Origin of the sequence: Algoriphagus confluentis (genome assembly GCF_036245625.1) — a bacterium.
In the GTDB taxonomy this organism is placed as follows: domain Bacteria; phylum Bacteroidota; class Bacteroidia; order Cytophagales; family Cyclobacteriaceae; genus Algoriphagus; species Algoriphagus confluentis.
In genome coordinates this window covers 234,702-252,383 of the sequence record NZ_BTPD01000002.1, presented here as the reverse complement: position 1 = coordinate 252,383, position 17,682 = coordinate 234,702, and the positions used below count along the sequence as shown (strand labels likewise).

Annotated in this window: 14 protein-coding genes; 1 reads left to right on the top strand and 13 read right to left on the bottom strand. The window is 47.6% G+C overall.

The window, feature by feature from the left end:
* Window positions 1–2: 2 nt before the first annotated feature.
* From ftsZ to mraZ, 13 genes are all read right to left on the bottom strand, one after another.
* Entirely contained in the window at window positions 3–1,613 is a 1,611-nt protein-coding gene (gene ftsZ / locus AAA943_RS03710) for a cell division protein FtsZ (protein WP_420915589.1), read from the bottom strand.
* 114 nt (window positions 1,614–1,727) lie between these two features.
* Window positions 1,728–3,053, bottom strand: coding sequence for a cell division protein FtsA (gene ftsA, locus AAA943_RS03705; protein ID WP_338221101.1), 1,326 nt, complete (start codon window positions 3,051–3,053; stop codon window positions 1,728–1,730).
* A 9-nt stretch (window positions 3,054–3,062) separates the two neighbouring features.
* On the bottom strand, window positions 3,063–3,818 hold the full coding sequence (locus tag AAA943_RS03700; protein ID WP_338222906.1) for a cell division protein FtsQ/DivIB: 756 nt from the start codon (window positions 3,816–3,818) through the stop codon (window positions 3,063–3,065).
* A complete protein-coding gene (murC, locus tag AAA943_RS03695; protein WP_338222905.1) occupies window positions 3,815–5,221 on the bottom strand; it encodes a UDP-N-acetylmuramate--L-alanine ligase in 1,407 nt (468 codons plus the stop codon). Before murC ends, AAA943_RS03700 begins: the two co-directional genes overlap by 4 nt.
* On the bottom strand, window positions 5,218–6,300 hold the full coding sequence (gene murG / locus AAA943_RS03690; protein WP_338223090.1) for an undecaprenyldiphospho-muramoylpentapeptide beta-N-acetylglucosaminyltransferase: 1,083 nt from the start codon (window positions 6,298–6,300) through the stop codon (window positions 5,218–5,220). Before murG ends, murC begins: the two co-directional genes overlap by 4 nt.
* Window positions 6,301–6,336: 36 nt before the next feature.
* The gene (locus AAA943_RS03685; RefSeq protein WP_338222904.1) at window positions 6,337–7,521 is read right to left on the bottom strand and encodes an FtsW/RodA/SpoVE family cell cycle protein; all 1,185 of its coding nucleotides are present in this window, start codon (window positions 7,519–7,521) and stop codon (window positions 6,337–6,339) included.
* On the bottom strand, window positions 7,518–8,873 hold the full coding sequence (murD, locus tag AAA943_RS03680) for a UDP-N-acetylmuramoyl-L-alanine--D-glutamate ligase (RefSeq protein ID WP_338222903.1): 1,356 nt from the start codon (window positions 8,871–8,873) through the stop codon (window positions 7,518–7,520). The genes AAA943_RS03685 and murD overlap by 4 nt, the downstream gene beginning before the upstream one ends.
* A complete protein-coding gene (gene mraY, locus AAA943_RS03675) occupies window positions 8,873–10,084 on the bottom strand; it encodes a phospho-N-acetylmuramoyl-pentapeptide-transferase (protein ID WP_338222902.1) in 1,212 nt (403 codons plus the stop codon). The genes murD and mraY overlap by 1 nt, the downstream gene beginning before the upstream one ends.
* Before the next feature lies 1 nt (window position 10,085).
* Window positions 10,086–11,552 carry a UDP-N-acetylmuramoyl-L-alanyl-D-glutamate--2,6-diaminopimelate ligase gene (locus tag AAA943_RS03670; protein WP_338222901.1) on the bottom strand — a complete coding sequence of 489 codons (1,467 nt, stop codon included), beginning with the start codon at window positions 11,550–11,552 and terminating at the stop codon, window positions 10,086–10,088.
* On the bottom strand, window positions 11,553–13,661 hold the full coding sequence (locus AAA943_RS03665) for a penicillin-binding protein (protein ID WP_338222900.1): 2,109 nt from the start codon (window positions 13,659–13,661) through the stop codon (window positions 11,553–11,555). It lies immediately after the preceding gene.
* The gene (locus AAA943_RS03660; protein WP_338222899.1) at window positions 13,658–14,041 is read right to left on the bottom strand and encodes an FtsL-like putative cell division protein; all 384 of its coding nucleotides are present in this window, start codon (window positions 14,039–14,041) and stop codon (window positions 13,658–13,660) included. The genes AAA943_RS03665 and AAA943_RS03660 overlap by 4 nt, the downstream gene beginning before the upstream one ends.
* Complete coding sequence (gene rsmH / locus AAA943_RS03655; RefSeq protein ID WP_338222898.1) at window positions 14,038–14,949, bottom strand: 16S rRNA (cytosine(1402)-N(4))-methyltransferase RsmH; 912 nt, start codon at window positions 14,947–14,949, stop codon at window positions 14,038–14,040. The genes AAA943_RS03660 and rsmH overlap by 4 nt, the downstream gene beginning before the upstream one ends.
* A gap of 5 nt (window positions 14,950–14,954) precedes the next feature.
* Entirely contained in the window at window positions 14,955–15,389 is a 435-nt protein-coding gene (gene mraZ / locus AAA943_RS03650; RefSeq protein ID WP_338222897.1) for a division/cell wall cluster transcriptional repressor MraZ, read from the bottom strand.
* 826 nt (window positions 15,390–16,215) lie between these two features.
* Here mraZ and AAA943_RS03645 point away from each other — a divergent pair.
* Window positions 16,216–17,412: an OprO/OprP family phosphate-selective porin gene (locus AAA943_RS03645; protein ID WP_338222896.1), complete on the top strand. Its 1,197-nt coding sequence runs from the start codon at window positions 16,216–16,218 to the stop codon at window positions 17,410–17,412.
* The last annotated feature ends 270 nt before the right edge of the window (window positions 17,413–17,682 follow it).

Here is a 17,682-nt window from a genome sequence, read left to right as displayed (position 1 = left end):
TCTCAGTCCACATTGTCATGCAGGAATCTGTTGTTACCGAGAATCTCGTTCTCGTCGCTCAGATTGTACTTGCTGATTTCCGCCTCTGAGCTATGCTTGGGCTCATTGAGTACAACATTCTTGCGCTGATAGGCCGGCACTTCCAGTTTTTCCTTCAATTCCTCAGGAGTGGGGTTGAATGAACGCTTGCCTTTCAGCTTTTCAAAACGCTCATGAGCTCTCTGAATCGCCTTTTGCTTCATCTGCTCATAGTAGTCATTTGCAAAAAGCTGGGGAACCGGCTCTGATTCTTCAGGCATTTTCACCTCTTTCTTTTCAGACTCTTCTTCATAGAGGTCATGAACTACCTTTTCGGATGGCTCATCTTCGTGAGTATCCTGCTGAACAGGCTTGAATTCGAAGGTAAACTCTTCTTCTTTTTCCGGCTGAGTAGGCTGTACCGGAGCTACGGGAGCTTTGGGAAAGCTGAAGGAAAAGCTGGTTCCGGATACTGGTTCTTCCTTTACTTTTTCACTCTTTCCTGAGTCCAGATTGATGACCGTTTTCACGGAATCTTCATCCTCTAAAACAGGCTTGGTTACCGGATTGGCAAATGCAGACACAGGTGCGACAAACTCTTTCTTCGCAGGCTTGTCAGAAAGCTTATCCATTTCAAACCCTGTAGCAATGACAGTCACGCGGATGGCTTTGCCCAATTCCGGATCGATACCTTGGCCAAAGATGACTTCTGCATTGTCCCCTGCTTTCTCCTGAATGTATTCCGTGATTTCGGAAAGTTCGTCCATAGACAATTCTTCTTCCTCCCCAGACATGATGGAAAGGAGGATTTTCTGAGCTCCTTTGATGTCCACATTGTTGAGCAATGGAGAAGAGATGGCTGCACCGGCTGCACGGATAGCACGTCCTTCGCCCTCTTCGGTAGAGGAGCCCATGACAGCAGCACCGGCATCTTTCATGACGGTCTTCACATCTTCAAAGTCCACGTTTACATCCTGATGAACCGTGATAATCTCTGCAATCGACTTAGCTGCGGTGGTCAAAATGTCGTCCGCTTTGCTGAAGGCGGTACGGATAGCCAAGTTGCCATAGATTTCTCTCAGCTTGTCATTTAGAATGACCAATACGGTATCGCAGTTTTCACGAAGAGCCTCGATCCCTGCCTGAGCTACTGCCATCTTCTTTTTCCCTTCAAACATAAAAGGAGCGGTAACGATACCGACAGTGAGGATGTTGAGGTCTTTGGCTATTTTGGCTACCACAGGAGCGGCTCCCGTGCCTGTACCACCACCCATACCGGCGGTGATGAAGACCATCTTGGTATTGTCGGAGAGCAATTCCCGGATTTCATCCTGAGATTCGATGGCAGCACTTTTTCCTTGCTCGGGATTGGCACCCGCACCGAGGCCTTCGGTCAGGTTGGCACCCAACTGCAGGCGAAGAGGAACCGGAGAGGACTTCAAAGCCTGCGCGTCGGTATTGACCACGACAAACTCGACATCCTTGATTCCTTGGCTGTACATGTGGTTGACGGCATTGCTACCTCCTCCACCTACGCCAATTACCTTGATAATTGACTTTTGATTTTTTGGCAAATCAAATCTGTAATCTTTCATGTTATCTGACATATTTTAGGTTTGGTGAAAATTTCAAGTGTTAGTATTTAAAGTGAGAAAGGGAAAACAAGGGAAATAATCCGCAAGGCCGATTATCTCCCCCAATCATAAGCCCTAGTTGTTGTAGTTATAATTGTCGTCATCGCCGATATCGGCGGAAATGATGTTTTTGATTTTATTGCTGATACTGGTAAAGAAGCTGTTGGAGATCATCTCCCGCTTCTGCATGATTTTTGGCTTATGCCCACTGTTGGCTTTTCTTCGGTTGTATTCGTCCTCTCTGTTGTCCAAAGACTTGAATCCAGCCAAAACCAACCCTACCGAAGTAGCGTACATCGGGCTTTTGATCTCTTCGATGACGGATTTGCCCAAGTGCTCATTGGGATAGCCGATTCGGGTATCGAGTCCGGTTTTGTATTCGAAGAGCTGGGAGATATACTGCATCTGCGAGCCACCTCCGGTGAGGACGATACCCCCGGCGAGCTTCTTGTAATAGCCGCTTTGCATGATCTCGTTTTGGACGATTTCGATGATTTCTTCCAGTCGGGCTTCGATGATGGAAGCCAGATTGTAAACTGAGATTTCCTTAGGCGGTCTTCCTCGGAGTCCGGGGATGGATACGATTTCGTTAGTATTGGCTTCCTTGGCTATAGCCTTTCCAAATCGTGTCTTGAGAAGTTCTGCCTGATTTTGCATCAGCATGCAGCCTTCCTTGATATCTGAAGTGATGATATTTCCACCCAAAGGAATCACCGCAGTGTGCCGGATGATATTTTCATAGAAAATGGCAATATCAGTGGTACCCCCTCCGATGTCCACCAAGCAAACCCCAGCCTCTTTCTCATCGTCGCTGAGCACGGCAAGGGAGCTTGCCAATGGCTCCAAAATGAGCTGACTGGAGATCAGATTGGCGCGCTTGACGCATTTGTTGATATTGTGAATGGCGGTAGTCTGTGCTGTGATGATATGGAAATCCGCTTCCAATCGGGTCCCAGCCATGCCCACGGGATCTTTGATTCCGCCTTCGTAGTCCACGGTGTAGTCCTGAGGCATCACATGGATGATGCTGTTGCCCGGAGGCACTACGATATTGTGCATATCTGCAGAAAGCCGCTGCACATCCTCTATTGTAATCTCATCCTCTGTAGGCTGCCTCATGATGCTGCCATGCATGATTTTGCTTTGGATGTGCTGACCGGCGATCCCAACGATCACTTCTGCAATATCTACATCGGCCATATCGGAGCAGTCTTGGACTGCCTTTTCGATGGCATGAATGGTTTTCTCGATGTTGGTGACAATGCCGCGTTCGACACCGTCGGAAACGGATTTACCCATACCCAACACCTCGAGTTTGCCAAACTCATTTTTGCGGCCGATGATGGCGCAGATCTTGGTCGTCCCAATATCAAGACCTACTATAAGTTTATCGTTTTCCATAGCCAAGGTTTATTCACAAACAATCTGATTCTTAAATTTCACGCTAATCCGATCGTAGGCATTCCAGCCTTTTCTCGGAAGTATTTCCTGATACAGCACTTCTATCCGGTCGAATTTGCTTTCGATATCAAAGCCATCCCCAAACTCGATCACCTGCTTTCCGACTTGCTGATGCAGTCGGATATCATTCCGCTTTCGGATTTCCAATTCGGTAATCTGAGCTTTCCAAAACTCATCCCCAGTGATGTACTCGATAAGTGGCATCAACTCCGGCATGCCTTCCAGACTCCCCTGATTCATCAACTGCTCCGCATAATCCCCTTCCAAAATCAGAACCCGGCTCGTATAGCTGGATGAAGTAGGAATGATCAGCCCATCCGTAGTGATGTACCCATCGGCAGCCATGGGCCTTGCTATTCGCGCTATCGGCTCATGCTGTTCGATTTCCACTTTCAGGATTCCTTTTTGACCTACCGAAGCCTCTGCCTTTTTGATAAAAGGGTGTCCCATTAGCCTTTTCTCCACTTGGGCAAGGGGTATTTGCGATGCCAGAAGCCCAGCCTTAAGCTCAGGAAAGGACTGGGAAATCAGCGTAGCTATTTCCTTTTCTTCAACGAAATAGACCCCACTGACTGCCTCCAGGTCAATTTCTACCTTTTGGAAGGTCTTGTCCTGACTCCTCTTCTCCACAAAGCCAATCAGCACCATCCAAATGACCAAGAGAGTGACCAAAACCGCTGCTTTTTTCACTTTTTTCCAGTTCATTCTTTTTTGAGTATAGCTCTTGACTTTTCCCACGCTGCAATACCCGGCACCAGCCGGTCAATATCTCCCGCCCCCATGGTCACCAAGACCTCGGGCTGGGATTCCTTCAGGTATTCCATTACCTGATCCTTTTTTATCAATATCTTTTTCCCTGCCTGAATCCCTTCCATAAGCATCTCGGAAGTGACTCCTGCAATCGGCAGTTCTCTGGCAGGATAGATGTCCAATAGGACCACCTCATCAGCCAAGGAAAGACTCTCGGAAAACCCTTCAGCAAAGTCTCTAGTTCGAGTGTAGAGATGAGGCTGGAAGATCACGGTGAGCCGCTGCATAGGGTACATTGCTCTCACTGAGCTCAGGCAGGCTTTGATCTCCTCCGGATGATGGGCATAATCATCGATGTAGACTTTTCCCTCTTCGGTAGAATGAATTTCAAATCTTCGCTTGACCCCTCTGAAGGTTCTGATCCCCTCTCGTATCTGTTCAGGAGTCGCTCCATGATCTACTGCTATGGCGATGGCCACCAAGGCATTTTCCACATTGTGAAATCCAGGGATGTGCAGCTCCAAACCGCTGATTTGTGCCTTTGGGCCGATGTAGTCAAACTGGAAAATTCCGGGCTTGGCAATGACGTTTTCGGCATGAATACCCGTGGATCGGAGTCCATATTCTCTTTGCGTAGCCTTCGCCTCCAAATCCTCTCCCAGACGGAAAAGAGCATGGGACTGAATGTAAAGCTTACCCCTCTTATCCACCAATCGGATGAAATCCCGGAAACCTTCCAGAATAGTGGCTTCGTCACCATAGATATCCAAGTGGTCCGGATCTGCACTGGTCACCACTGCTTCATTCGGGTGAAGTCTGAGAAAGGATCGGTCAAATTCATCGGCTTCTACCACCACCAAAACCTGTTCTTTGGTTTTCCCGGGAAGGATCAGGTTGCTTTGGTAGTTTTGGGTAATTCCTCCCAAAAATGCCGCGACCGGTTTTCCGGCAGATTTCAACAAATGGGCCACCAAGGAAGAAGTGCTGGTCTTACCATGTGTCCCAGCCACCGCAATGGTATAGAAGTCTTTGGTAATCATCCCCAAGACCTCTGATCTTTTCTTGAGGGTGTAATGGGCCTGAAAGAAATTAAGCAGAACACTGTCCCTCGGTATAGCCGGAGTCCACACTACAAGCACTTCTTCAGGAGCTGTAGTGAAATCCACGGGCATGCTGTCCACTCGATCCTCATAGGAAATGAGCATTCCCTCACCTTCCAGCTCTTCTGTCAAGGGAGAAGGAGTCTTGTCATATCCTGCTACAGGATAGCCTTCATGCCGAAACCATCGGGCCAAAGCACTCATGCCTATGCCCCCGATTCCGAGAAAGTACACCTTATTTATCCCTTTGAATGTCATGCGACGAGTTTTTCCAATTCTTCCACTATGGCTTCTGCCGCTCCCGGCTTGGCCAGTTTTTTCATATTTATGCCCAGGCTCTGAATGAGCTCGGGGTTAGTCATCAATTGATCTACTTTTTCCCTCAGGTGACCTACTGCGGCTTTATCTTCCAAAAGCACAGCTGCATTATTTCTCACATAGGCTATTGCATTTTTGGTCTGATGGTCTTCGGCCACATTGGGAGAGGGAATGAAGATCACCGGCTTGCCGACCAGGCTCAATTCAGATACCGAAAGAGCACCCGCACGGGAAACAATCACATCGGCAGCGGCATAGGCCAAGTCCATCTCCCGGATAAATTCCCTCAGCTGAATGTGCTTCAATCCGGAAGAATTCAGCTCCTCCTGCATGGCTTTGAAGTAGTATTTCCCACTTTGCCAGAGCACTTGATAGCCGGATTGTTCCAATTTGACCATGTCCTTAAGGACTGCCTGATTGAGTGTTCTGGCGCCAAGAGATCCTCCCAAAACCAAAATCGTTTTTCTGTCTTCACTCAATCCGAAATGGGATAATGCTTTTTCTCTTTTGCCGGATAAGTCCAGAATATCTTTTCTCACCGGGTTACCGGTCACTTTGATTTTGGAGGCCGGGAAAAAGGCCTCCATTCCGGGGTAGGCCACGCAGATGGATTTAGCCTTCTTGGCCAAAAGCTTATTAGTCAGGCCAGCGTAGGAGTTTTGCTCCTGCAGCAAGGTAGGAATCCCCTTATTTTGCGCAGCATAAAGCACTGGACCGCTGGCATAGCCTCCCACACCCACCACGGCATCAGGCTTGAATTCCTTTACAATACCAGAAGCGATCCGAAGGCTTTTCAGCAGCTTGAAAGGAAAGCTTAGATTGTCCAAAGTGAGGCTTCTCTGCAGTCCGGCCACTGGCAGTCCTTTGATGGGATAGCCTGCTTCGGGGACTTTTTGCATTTCCATTTTTCCCAAGGCACCTACAAAAAGGATCTCGCTACCGGGATGCCTCTCCATCCAGGCATTGGCGATGGCGATCGCAGGATAAATATGTCCTCCGGTGCCTCCTCCGCTGATCAGTATCCGATATGTAGGTCGCTCTGCGTTCACGTTTGCTTAAGCTGTTCTTAGTCTATTACTTGTTTTTGGCATTTCGGCCGCAGCCGCGCTGGCCTCATCCTGATGATCTCCTCTACTCACGCTGAGGATAATCCCAAGGGCTGTTCCGGTAAAAACCAAGGAAGTTCCTCCCATACTCAAAAGAGGCAAAGGAAGACCCGTAATCGGACCGAGTCCAACAGCCACGGCCATATTGACCAAAGCTTGAATCACCAGGGCAAAACTGAGCCCGGCAGAAAGCAAGCCTCCAAAGGCTTTGTTGGAATTGACCACAATCCGCATCCCCCGGTACAGGAGAGCGAGGTAGAGGAAAAGCACGGTAGCTCCTCCGATCAATCCATATTCTTCGATAATGATGGCGTAGATAAAGTCCGAGTAAGGGTGTGGGAGAGAATTTCTCTGCTCGCTGTTGCCCGGACCTTTTCCAGTCACTCCCCCTGTCGCAATGGCGATAAAGGACTGCTCGGCCTGAAATGGGATTTTGCTGTCATCTACTTTTGACTCTCTGAAATCCTCGATTCGGCTCAGGAATGTATCTCCACGCTGTCCAAATAGTACCGCACCTCCCAGACCGATAATCCCGATCAAAACGACCAAGCCGATAAATTTGACCGGAACTCTTCCGATAAACATGATCAAAAGGCAGGTCATCAGCAGCAAAATAGCCGTGGACATATTGGCCAAGCCGATCAGTCCGCAGATGAGTCCGATGGAAAGCATGATGGGAAGGAAGGTTCCCGCAAAATCTTTGATATTCCTCTGCTTGGTGGCCAACATAGCTGCCAGGGCGGCTATCAGAGACAACTTTGCCAAATCCGAAGGCTGGAAAGCCTGATTGATCACCGGGATGGTCAACCATCTGTTGGCCTCGTTGATATTGGAGCCAAAGAGGTAGGTAAACAGCAAAAGCGGAATAGACAGATACATGAAAAGACGTGCATAAAGCGCATACTTTCTATAAGGTATCTTATGTGCCAGCCACATGACGAAGAGGGACAGGAATACCAGGAATGAGTGTCTGAACAAATACAATTCGGTATTTCCTCCGGCTGTCTTGTAGGCCAAAGTGCCTGTCGCAGAATAAACGACCAAGATGCTGAACAAGGACAGCAAAATCACGATCGCCCAAATGATGGGATCGCCCTTGAAATGCTCATCAATCCATGCTTTCAGCTGGTTCATGCGTTCTCTTTTTCTTTTAGTGCCAAAACAGCAGCTCTAAACTGCTCGCCCCGGTCCTCATAATTTCTGAATAAATCAAAGCTGGCGCAGGCCGGAGAAAGCAAAACCACTTCCCCTTCCTGAGCTTGCTCCTGAGCCCAAGTCACTGCCTCCCGAATATCTTCTGTCTCCACTATCGTCTCGATTGCCTCTGAAAAGGCTTTTTTCAGTTTCGAGTTGTCTTTTCCCAAGCAGATCAAAGTCTTCACCTTGCCCTTTTCCACCAATGGAAGAAGGGTGGTGTAATCATTCCCCTTGTCCACTCCGCCTGCAATCCAGATCATAGGATCAGAATAACTTCCCAAGGCATAGTAGGTCGACTCTACATTGGTCCCCTTGGAATCGTTGATGTAGCGAACTCCATTCAGGACTCTGACCTGCTCCATGCGATGGGGAGCATTTTTGAAAGTTGGGAAGCCGCTTTTCAGCTGTTCTTCTGTTACCCCAGCCAGCAAAGCTGCGGTACCGGCAAAAAGAGCGTTGAGCAGATTATGCTTTCCCTGAATCGGCAGCAGGTCCACTGGAATGGAAGCTTGCTTTTCTGAAATGCGTATTTCAAGGGTCTCTCCGGCAGTGTAGCCACCTTTTTCCTGAGGCTCGATGAGAGAAATCCAATAAGGGGAAGCTTTGCAAGGCTTTTGGGAATAGCCACGTTGAGAGTAAGGATCTTCTTTGTAGAAAATGGCCTTTTGTCGGGCGTTCATCTGCTTGAAGAGACTCATCTTTGAGAGGATGTATTTATCCAGCTGGTATTCGTAGCGGTCCAGATGATCCGGAGTGATATTGGTCAAAAGAGCGATTTCCGGCTGAAAAACAACCATTCCATCGATCTGAAAGCTGGACACTTCCAAAACCCACCAGGCATGGTCGCCCTCCACAAGCTGAGCCGCCCAGCTTTTCCCCACATTACCAGCCAATCCCACATCCATTCCTGCCTCTTTCATCAAATGATAGGTCAGGAGTGTAGTCGTGGTTTTTCCATTGGTTCCTGTGATAGCAATGACTTTTCCTTTGCTGAAACGGAAGGCAAATTCCAGTTCATCGATTACAGGGATACCTTGCTCCATGGCTTTTTTGACCAAAGGAGCAGAATGAGGTATACCGGGACTCTTGATAATCCAATCGCTGGAAAGGATTTCTGCCTCGTTGTGGCCTCCTTCTTCGAAAAGGATGTCTGCCTGCTTGAGGCTTTCTTTTCTTTGGGATGAAATCTGACCTGAATCCGATACCCATACGGCAAAGCCTTCCCGCTTGGCAAGCAAGGCTGCTCCCAATCCGCTTTCTCCGGCTCCTAGTATGGCTATCTTTCTCATTATCTCAATTTCAGTGTGGCCAAAGTGATCACTGCCAGCAAAATGCCGACGATCCAAAAGCGGGTCACAATTTTCGCTTCCTGGATTCCTTTCTTTTGGTAGTGATGGTGAAGTGGGGACATCAGGAATATCCTTCTGCCCTCTCCATATTTTCTTTTGGTGTATTTGAAGTAGCTGACCTGAAGCATGACGCTGACGTTTTCGATCAGGAAAATGCCGCACATGATCGGAATCAGCAGCTCTTTTCTCAGGGTAAGTGCCAAAACAGCAATGACCCCGCCAAGCATCAATGAGCCGGTATCTCCCATGAAAACCTGAGCCGGGTAGGCGTTGTACCAAAGAAAACCTACGCAGGCACCGATAAAGGCCGAGGCGAAAATCACCAACTCCCCGGAATTGGGGATATACATGATGTTGAGGTATTGGGAGAAGATAGCATTACCGCTCAGGTAAGCGAAAATGGCAATGGTCAAGCCGATAATCGCCGAAGTACCCGCAGCCAAACCATCGATCCCATCGGTAATATTGGCTCCATTGGATACTGCAGTGATGATGAAAATCACCACCAGGATGTACAGGATCGGAGTCATGCTCTCCCCAAGGAACCCAAGCAGGTTTTCGTAATTCAGCTCATTGTTTTTAACAAAAGGAATGGTCGTTTTCAACGCTTTTACATCTTGGAAAGCTGGAGTTTCGACAACCCCACTTTCTACAGAAACAGGCGTAGAAAACTCTCGAATGACTACATCATCGTGCAGGTACAGGGTAGTACCCACGATAATTCCAATTCCTATCTGTCCCACGATTTTGAATCGGCCTTTGAGCCCTTCTTTGTTCTTTCTGAACACCTTGATGTAATCATCCAAAAAACCAATCAAGCCCAACCAAACCGTCGTAATCAGCAATAGGATTACATAGATGTTTTTCAAATTGGCGAAAAGAAGCGTCGGGATCAGGATCGCGGCGATCATCATGATCCCTCCCATGGTAGGGGTACCTTTCTTCTGAGTCTGACCTTCCAGTCCCAAGTCTCGGACGGTCTCTCCGATTTGCCTTCTTCGAATCCAATCGATGATGGCCTTTCCAAAAGTAATGGTAATGATCAGAGAAAAAACCGCCGCCATTCCCGCACGGAACGAGATATATCGAAACACTCCCGTACCCGGAATGTCCAAAACTCGATCTAAGTAGTCAAAAATGGGATAGAGCATTTTAGCGGTTGGTTGTGAATTGATTTAAGATTTCCGTTACAGTCTCCGCATCGTCAAAATGATGCTTCACTCCTTTGATTTCCTGATAGTCTTCGTGCCCCTTACCAGCAATAAGGATGATGTCCCCTTTTTGGCACAGCATGACGGCGGTCTTGATGGCTTCTTTTCGGTCCTCGATCGTCAGCGTTTTTCTCATTTCACTCGGTCCGATTCCAGCCTGCATATCTCTGAGGATATCCATGGGATCTTCGAATCGGGGATTGTCGGAGGTCAAAATCACTTTGTCGCTTTCCTTCACTGCAATCTTGGCCATGGACGGACGCTTGGTCTTGTCCCGATTTCCACCACAGCCGACTACTGTGATCAGTTGCTCGTTTCCGGTACGGACCTGATTGATAGTCTTGAGCACATTTTCAAGGGCATCAGGCGTGTGCGCATAATCCACGATGGCAGTCACTCCACCTTTGGAAATCCGATCAAACCTTCCCTTGGCCCCGCGGATGACTGAAAGCTCTCGCAGAACCTCCTCCTCTTCTTCTCCTAGAAGAACAGCCACTCCGTATACAGCCAGAAGATTGTAGGCATTGAATGCACCAATCAATCTAAACCAGATGGATTTCCCATTGATATCCAGCTCAAGACCTTCCAGGGTATTGGAAAGTATTTTGGCTTTGAAGTCCGCCGCGGATTTCAGGGCGAATGTTTGATGGGTAGCCTTACAGTTTTGGAGCATGACCAAGCCCCGCTTGTCGTCAGCATTTACCAAGGCAAAGGAGTCCTTTGGAAGTTCGTCGAAGAGTTTCTTTTTGGCTTTGATGTATTCATCGAATGTCCCGTGATAGTCCAAATGGTCATGGGAGATATTGGTAAATACTGCTCCGGCCAGTTTGAGTCCAGCTATTCTTTCCTGTACGATGGCATGAGAACTTGCCTCCATAAAGCAATAAATACATCCCTCATCCACCATCTGCCTGAGCAGTCTCTGCACACTGAGTGCATCCGGTGTGGTATGGGTAGCGGGAAGAACTTTCTCGTTGATTTTATTCTCTACAGTAGACAAGAGGCCCGTAGAATACCCCATCGCCACAAAGAGCTGATGAAGCAAAGTCACCGTGGTAGTCTTTCCATTGGTACCGGTCACGGCCACGACTTTGATTTTGTCGGAAGGATTGCCGAAAAAGTTGGAAGCCATGATCCCCAAAGCCCTCGCAGAATCAACCACCTCTACATAAGTAACCCCATCCTGGATGGACTGTGGCAGTCTTTCACACACAATCACCTTCGCCCCTTTTTTCAAGGCTGAATCTATGTAGTCGTGCCCATCCACTTGGGTACCGGCCACAGCGACAAAAGCACAGTCCGGTGTGACCTTTCGGCTGTCAAAGACCAACTCTCCTACCTTCTGCTCCATATTTCCTTGGGTAGAGGTTAGTGATACTTTATATAATATGTCCTTGAGTAGTTTCATTTATCCAAGCACGAGATTGATGGTGGAATTGGGTGTAAGTTGCGTTCCTGGCAGAATGGACTGTTGAATCACCCGACCGGTTCCTTTATAATTGACTCGAAGTCCCTTGTTCTCCAAAATGAAGAGCGCGTCCCTAAGCGGCATTCCAGATACATCAGGAACTACGGGCTTATCGGTTTCATTTATTTTCAGATCCACACGCTCAGCTGCGAAAGTGGGCTTTACCCATTCCTCTGCTGCGGGAGATTTGGCGGAAAGGCCTAAATGCTCAAAAATTCCCTGCAAATCCTCCCCTTTACCCGCCTTGATTACAGGGATCATGGGATCATCGGACTCCGCTTTAAAGATTTTGGATTGATCTACCGGATTGAGCTCCATATCGAGGGCAAAAATCCGATCGGCGATTTCTTTGAAAACAGGAGCGGATACATCCCCTCCGTATGCAGCAAACCCATTAGGACTGTCAATCACCACGATCATACTGTATTTCGGCCTGTCTGCTGGAAAATAGCCTGCAAAGCTGGTGTAGTAAGTCTCGGTGTAGCGCCCGTTGATGATTTTCTGAGCCGTACCAGTCTTGCCTGCAATGGAATAATCGGTATTCAGGATATTTTTGGCAGTACCTCTCAGGACTACCCCTTCCAGCAGCTCCTGAAGCTGCTTGATGGTCTTTTCGGAGGCAATACTCTTCCTGATAGCCTCTGGTTCGTAGGTTTCTACAAATGAATTCCCTCTTCCGACTGCCTTCACAAAAAGAGGCTTCATCATCACCCCATTGTTGGCCACGGCATTATATAGAGCAAGAGTATGGATGGGGTTGAGCTTAGACTCGTAGCCGATGGAGATCCAAGGCAAGGAAGTCCCATACCAGTCTTTTGCTCCGGGCTTTTTGAAGAAGGGTTTGCCCTCTCCAGCCAGTTGAATTCCAAAAGGCTCGCTGAGTCCTGTCTTTTCCACATAGGCCAAAAACTTGGAAGGACTGGAGCCAAAATGCATGTCTACCAGTTTGGAAATGGCTACGTTGGAGGATTTTTCAAAAGCTTCACGAATGGTAATGGTTCCAAAACCACCCCGCTTGGCATCATACATGGTCTGATTGTAGAACCGATGCGCTCCATTCCCAGTCTCTATTGTCTCATTGAGACTGACCTTGTTTTCTTCCAAAAGGGCCAGCATGGACAGAAGCTTGAAAGTGGACCCGGGCTCCGTATTGCCGATATCCCCTACCGCATAGTTATAGCTCTCGGAATATCCCCTGCCGCTCTTGTTTCTCTGCAGATTGGCCATGGCCTTGATATGGCCGGTCTTGACTTCCATGACTACTACTGAACCAAAGGCTGCCTCTCTGTCGATCAGCTGTCGTCTCAGCGCGGTCTCGGCAATATCCTGAAGATTCACATCCAGGGTGGTGTAGACATCATAGCCATTTTCTGGCTTGATATCCTCCGCATCAAAAACCGGCTTCCAACTACCCCCTGCCAGACGTTGGAATAGTGCTTTTCCATCTTTCCCTTTTAGGTAATTATTGAAGCTGTATTCGATTCCTGCACCATATTCGTCCTCATTGAGGAATCCCACCGTTCGGCTTGCCAGAGAATTAAAAGGCTGGTAGCGCTTTTCTACCTTTTCGAAAATGACTCCACCTCCCAGTCTTCCCTCACGGAAAATTGGCCATTTGGCCATTTTTTGCATATCCTGATAGCCGATTTGCTTTCTGTTCAAAACCAGGTAGCGCTTCTTGTCTCCCCTTGCGTCCTGAATCATTCGCTTGTAAGCCGTCGCAGACTTATCTCTGTAGAAAGATGAAAGCAATCGGGAGAGAGAATCGATTCCGCTCTTGAATTTGGCCTCTTTTGCCATAGTGGGGTCGATTGCTACCCGGTAAAAAGGGAGACTAGTCGCCAGAAGGCTTCCGTCTGCGGCATAGATGTTTCCTCTGGTTGCCGGAACTTCCCGGTACTGAAAATTGACCTGTTCGGCTTTGGCTCGCCATTTTTCACCCTGTTGAAACTGCACCACGGCAATGCGGTAAGGAATGGCACACGCAGCCAAGGCCACCAGGATGAAAACCACCCTTACTCGGAGCACTATGGAGCGTTTGATATTCACTTTTTCAGGTCAATTTTTACCGGTGGTTGATTCAATTCATAGAGTTCGTATTGAGCCACACGTTTGGCCACTTCGGACTGCATGCTGCTCTGCATATATTCTGCTTCCAGTGTAGTGACATCGGCACGGATGTCTTCCACTTCCTGCTGGGCTTTTTCGATTTTTCTCACCATGCTTTCAGCCCGGTGATTGCTGTAGATATAGAGCAAAGCCAAGAGAGTAAGAAAGGCTACAGGCGGCACAAACTGCACCGGAACCCCTTCACCCAAAATGCGGGTCACATCCAACTTCTCCTCCATCCAGGTAAAAATGGTCTTTCGGGGACCGCCTTTTGGGCTGTTCCCGGCTTTAAGCTTCTTCTTAAAGGTGTTCTGACTCATTTCCCTGTCTTTTTTGCAATTCTCAATTTTGCGCTCCTTGCTCTCGGGTTGGAGGTCACCTCCACTTCATCGGCTACGATGGCACCCCGACTTACCGGCTCTAGGGGACGAAGAAGATTTCCGTAAAAATCTTTTTCTACCTCCCCCTGAAACCTCCCTTTGGTCATCAGATTTTTGACCAATCGGTCCTCCAGGCTATGGTAGCTCATCACCACCAATCTTCCCTCAGGCTTCAATAGCTCGACTGCACTCAGAAGCATTTCTTCCAAAGCTCCCATCTCGTCATTTACCTCTATGCGAAGTCCCTGAAAGACCTGTGCGTAGTACTTGTACTCTTTGCCTCGAGGGGCAAACTTTTTCAGGAAAGCCGTAAAGCCCTCCGTGGTATCAAAAGGCCTGGCAGCCCGCTCGGATACGATAGCCTGTGCCAAGGTTTTTGCATTTTTCACCTCCCCATACATCCCAAGCACCCGGTGCAATCGGGATTCTTCGTAGGTGTTGAGCACCTCTTTGGCAGTCAGTGGCGCGGATTGGTTCATCCGCATGTCCAGGCTCCCGCTGAATCGCGTGGAAAATCCACGACTTGGCTCATCTATCTGATGGGAAGAAATCCCCAAATCCGCCAGAATTCCGTCAACTTGCTTTACCCCGTAGAGTCTCAGGTATCGGCGAATATCCCGGAAGTTGGCCTCGATCAGCGTAAACCGATCATCAGTCGGCACATTGGCTACTGCGTCTGCATCCTGATCAAATGCGTAAAGATGGCCTTGATCCAGTTTTTTGAGGATTTCTCTCGAATGCCCCCCTCCGCCAAAAGTGACATCGACATAAACCCCGTTGGGATTAATAGCCAAGCCTTCAGTGCATTGGTCAAGCATCACTGGGATATGGTACACAGACTCTGTCATGACAGTCAGGAGAGAAACTTTTCCATTTGGCCAGACACCTCGGCCGGATCAGGAATAACAAACTTTTGATATTGCTCAGGATTCCAAAACTCAATCCGGATTCCATTCCCGACGACTACTACATCCTTCTCCAATTTGGCATAGGTTTGGTAGGTCTTCGGAATAAGCAATCGACCTGCACTGTCCAGCTCTACTTCCACGACAGTACTGAAAAAAGAACGCTGAAATGTCCGCTGCTCCAGGTTATGGATATTGAGCGCTTTGACTTTGTTCTCCAGCTTTCTGTATTCCACCATGGGATACAGTGCCAGACAGTAGTCTTCTGCCATACGCAGCATCAAAGTAGATCCATTGGCCTCCGGAATTGCCGCCTTAATCTTGGCTGGCAACACCAGACGTCCTTTTGGATCGAGCTTGGCATCGTATGAACTGTTAAACATTTGCTGAGGCTATCTTTTGTAGAGTTTTCTGTAAAAACAAAAGTAAGAAAATGCACTACACAATCTACCACTTTCCCCCACTTTTTCCCACTTTGGATTAAAAGTAGCCAAAAGATTCATCCACACCAATATTTTTAAAAAAATTTCTTCGAAATTTTTATTGATTTTCAAGAGGTTAACTCTTGGAAAATCGGATAAAAAAAGGCCCTAAAACAGGCTGTTTTTGAGGTTTTCCGGGAATAAAATTCCCACAAGGGCCCTTGCCGGCCAAGCTCGGGGGAGAAAAGTGGGAGAATTTCCCAAACTCAATCAGTTTTTTCAGGCTAAGCTTGGAATTTTCAGGAATCAACCCGTCTTGAGCGATTATTTGTGGATTGGAAGCCCATGTAAACCAGTGCTGGAAATGGGAAATAAAACCGATAAACCAGGATTTGCAAAGAATGGCATTTCTAGGACTCCTACCTTTTTTTTAATTTCGGAGGTTGAGTTCACTGCCTATCCTCAATCATGCCAAGTATACAATTTTTCAACTTCGCTCATGACCCATCGTTGGATGTCATTCCCCCTATGGCTAAGCTATTGATTTCGCAAGCTTACGGTGGGTCCCGGAAAATGAAAGAGCCAATGAAAATAAATAGAATGCAAAATTTTGATTTATAATACATTACAAAACGTTAGTCAGCAGGCAATAGGGATCGTTTTAGGGAGAATGATACTTTTGGCTCGATTGGGTTATCTTATCCTGCACTATATTCCTACAAAAACCAAAGAAGACGTACCCGTTTACGAATAAAGAAGGCTTAAAAATCTACCAGCATTTCCAACTATGAACCTTTTCCGTATTTCATTTTTCTTCTTGATAATGGCTCCTTTCAGTTCTTTTTCTCAGGAGTTCCAGGACAGCCTAAAGCGGCCCCTTCCTATCTCTCACAGCGCAAAGGGCTTTGAATTCAGGGATACGGAGGGGAAATTTTTGTTGCAGATTGCCGGTAGGCTTCAGTTCAGATTTGCAAGCCCTGACGATCAAAATCCGGTCACCTTTGATGATTTTACCAATCAAAACACCAAACTTTTCAAAATAAACAGAGCTAGGCTAAAAGTAGGAGGTCATGCCTACCAACCTTGGCTGAAGTATTATTTCGAATACGAGCTCGGTCAGAGCAATTTGCTGGATTTCAGAATCATGGTGGAAAAATGGCCTTGGCTCAACTTTAAATTCGGTCAATGGAAAGTAGAATACACCCGGGAAAGATTCATCAGCTCCGGTGAGCAACAAATGGTGGACCGGTCTCTGATCAACCGAGCCTTTACCCTGGATCGGCAGCAAGGGATCACCCTCTATGGTAACCTTGACGGAGGAGGTCTTGCCAATTTTGATTATTGGGTGGCTGTATTGACCGGAGCGGGAAGAGGAGCCACGTCCAATGATGATTCCAAACTGATGTATTTTGGAAGGCTACAGTGGAATTTTCTTGGAAGACCACTTCCTTTTGAGGGAGGAGATCTGGAACTGTCCCAAATGGCCTCCGGTATCGTCGCGGTGGCAGCGGCTACCAATACCAGTCCTTACACAAGATTTTCCCAAGCCGGCGGAGGAAGTTTGGAAGGCTTTGAGGAAGGGCTCCCGGGTCAGTACACTGTAAATCAATACCAGTTGGAAACAGCTTTCAATTACCAAGGATTTTCTTGGGCTTCTGAGTTTCACCGGAAATTTATATTGGACAACATCACCAAACAAAACACAAGTTTGGGAGGATATTACCTACAAGCAGGATATTTTCTGGGGCAGGTTTTCACCTTTTGGCCTCAACCTCTCGAAGTTGCCGCCCGAATTGCCCAATACCGGCCTAACTTAGAGATGCCAAACAATTTGGAAACGGAGTTGGCTTTGGCTTTCAACTACTTTTTTGAAGGGCACAAGAATAAAATCACAGTCGAACTTACCCGCTTTACCTTCGAAGACGAAACCTTGATGCGAAGGGATGAGACAAGAATTCGGGTGCAATATGACATTTCCTTTTAGGTAGTGATATTGAAATCAGCGACTTGAAGTACACCACTTCTGCAATGCATCGGGCAAAGGAAACTGCATTTTGGATACGGAAAAGTTGGCCACTTAAGGTTACTTACCAAACGTCACTTATCAGGGCTTCAAACAAATCGTTTTTTTGGGACTCAAAGTATTTCGCTCAGTAGATTCCCCGATACAATTCAGGGATTCCATCGAAGACAATTTCGTCACTTTAGATGATCAGAACGTGGAAAATACCTGTTCAGGACAGATATCGGGCCG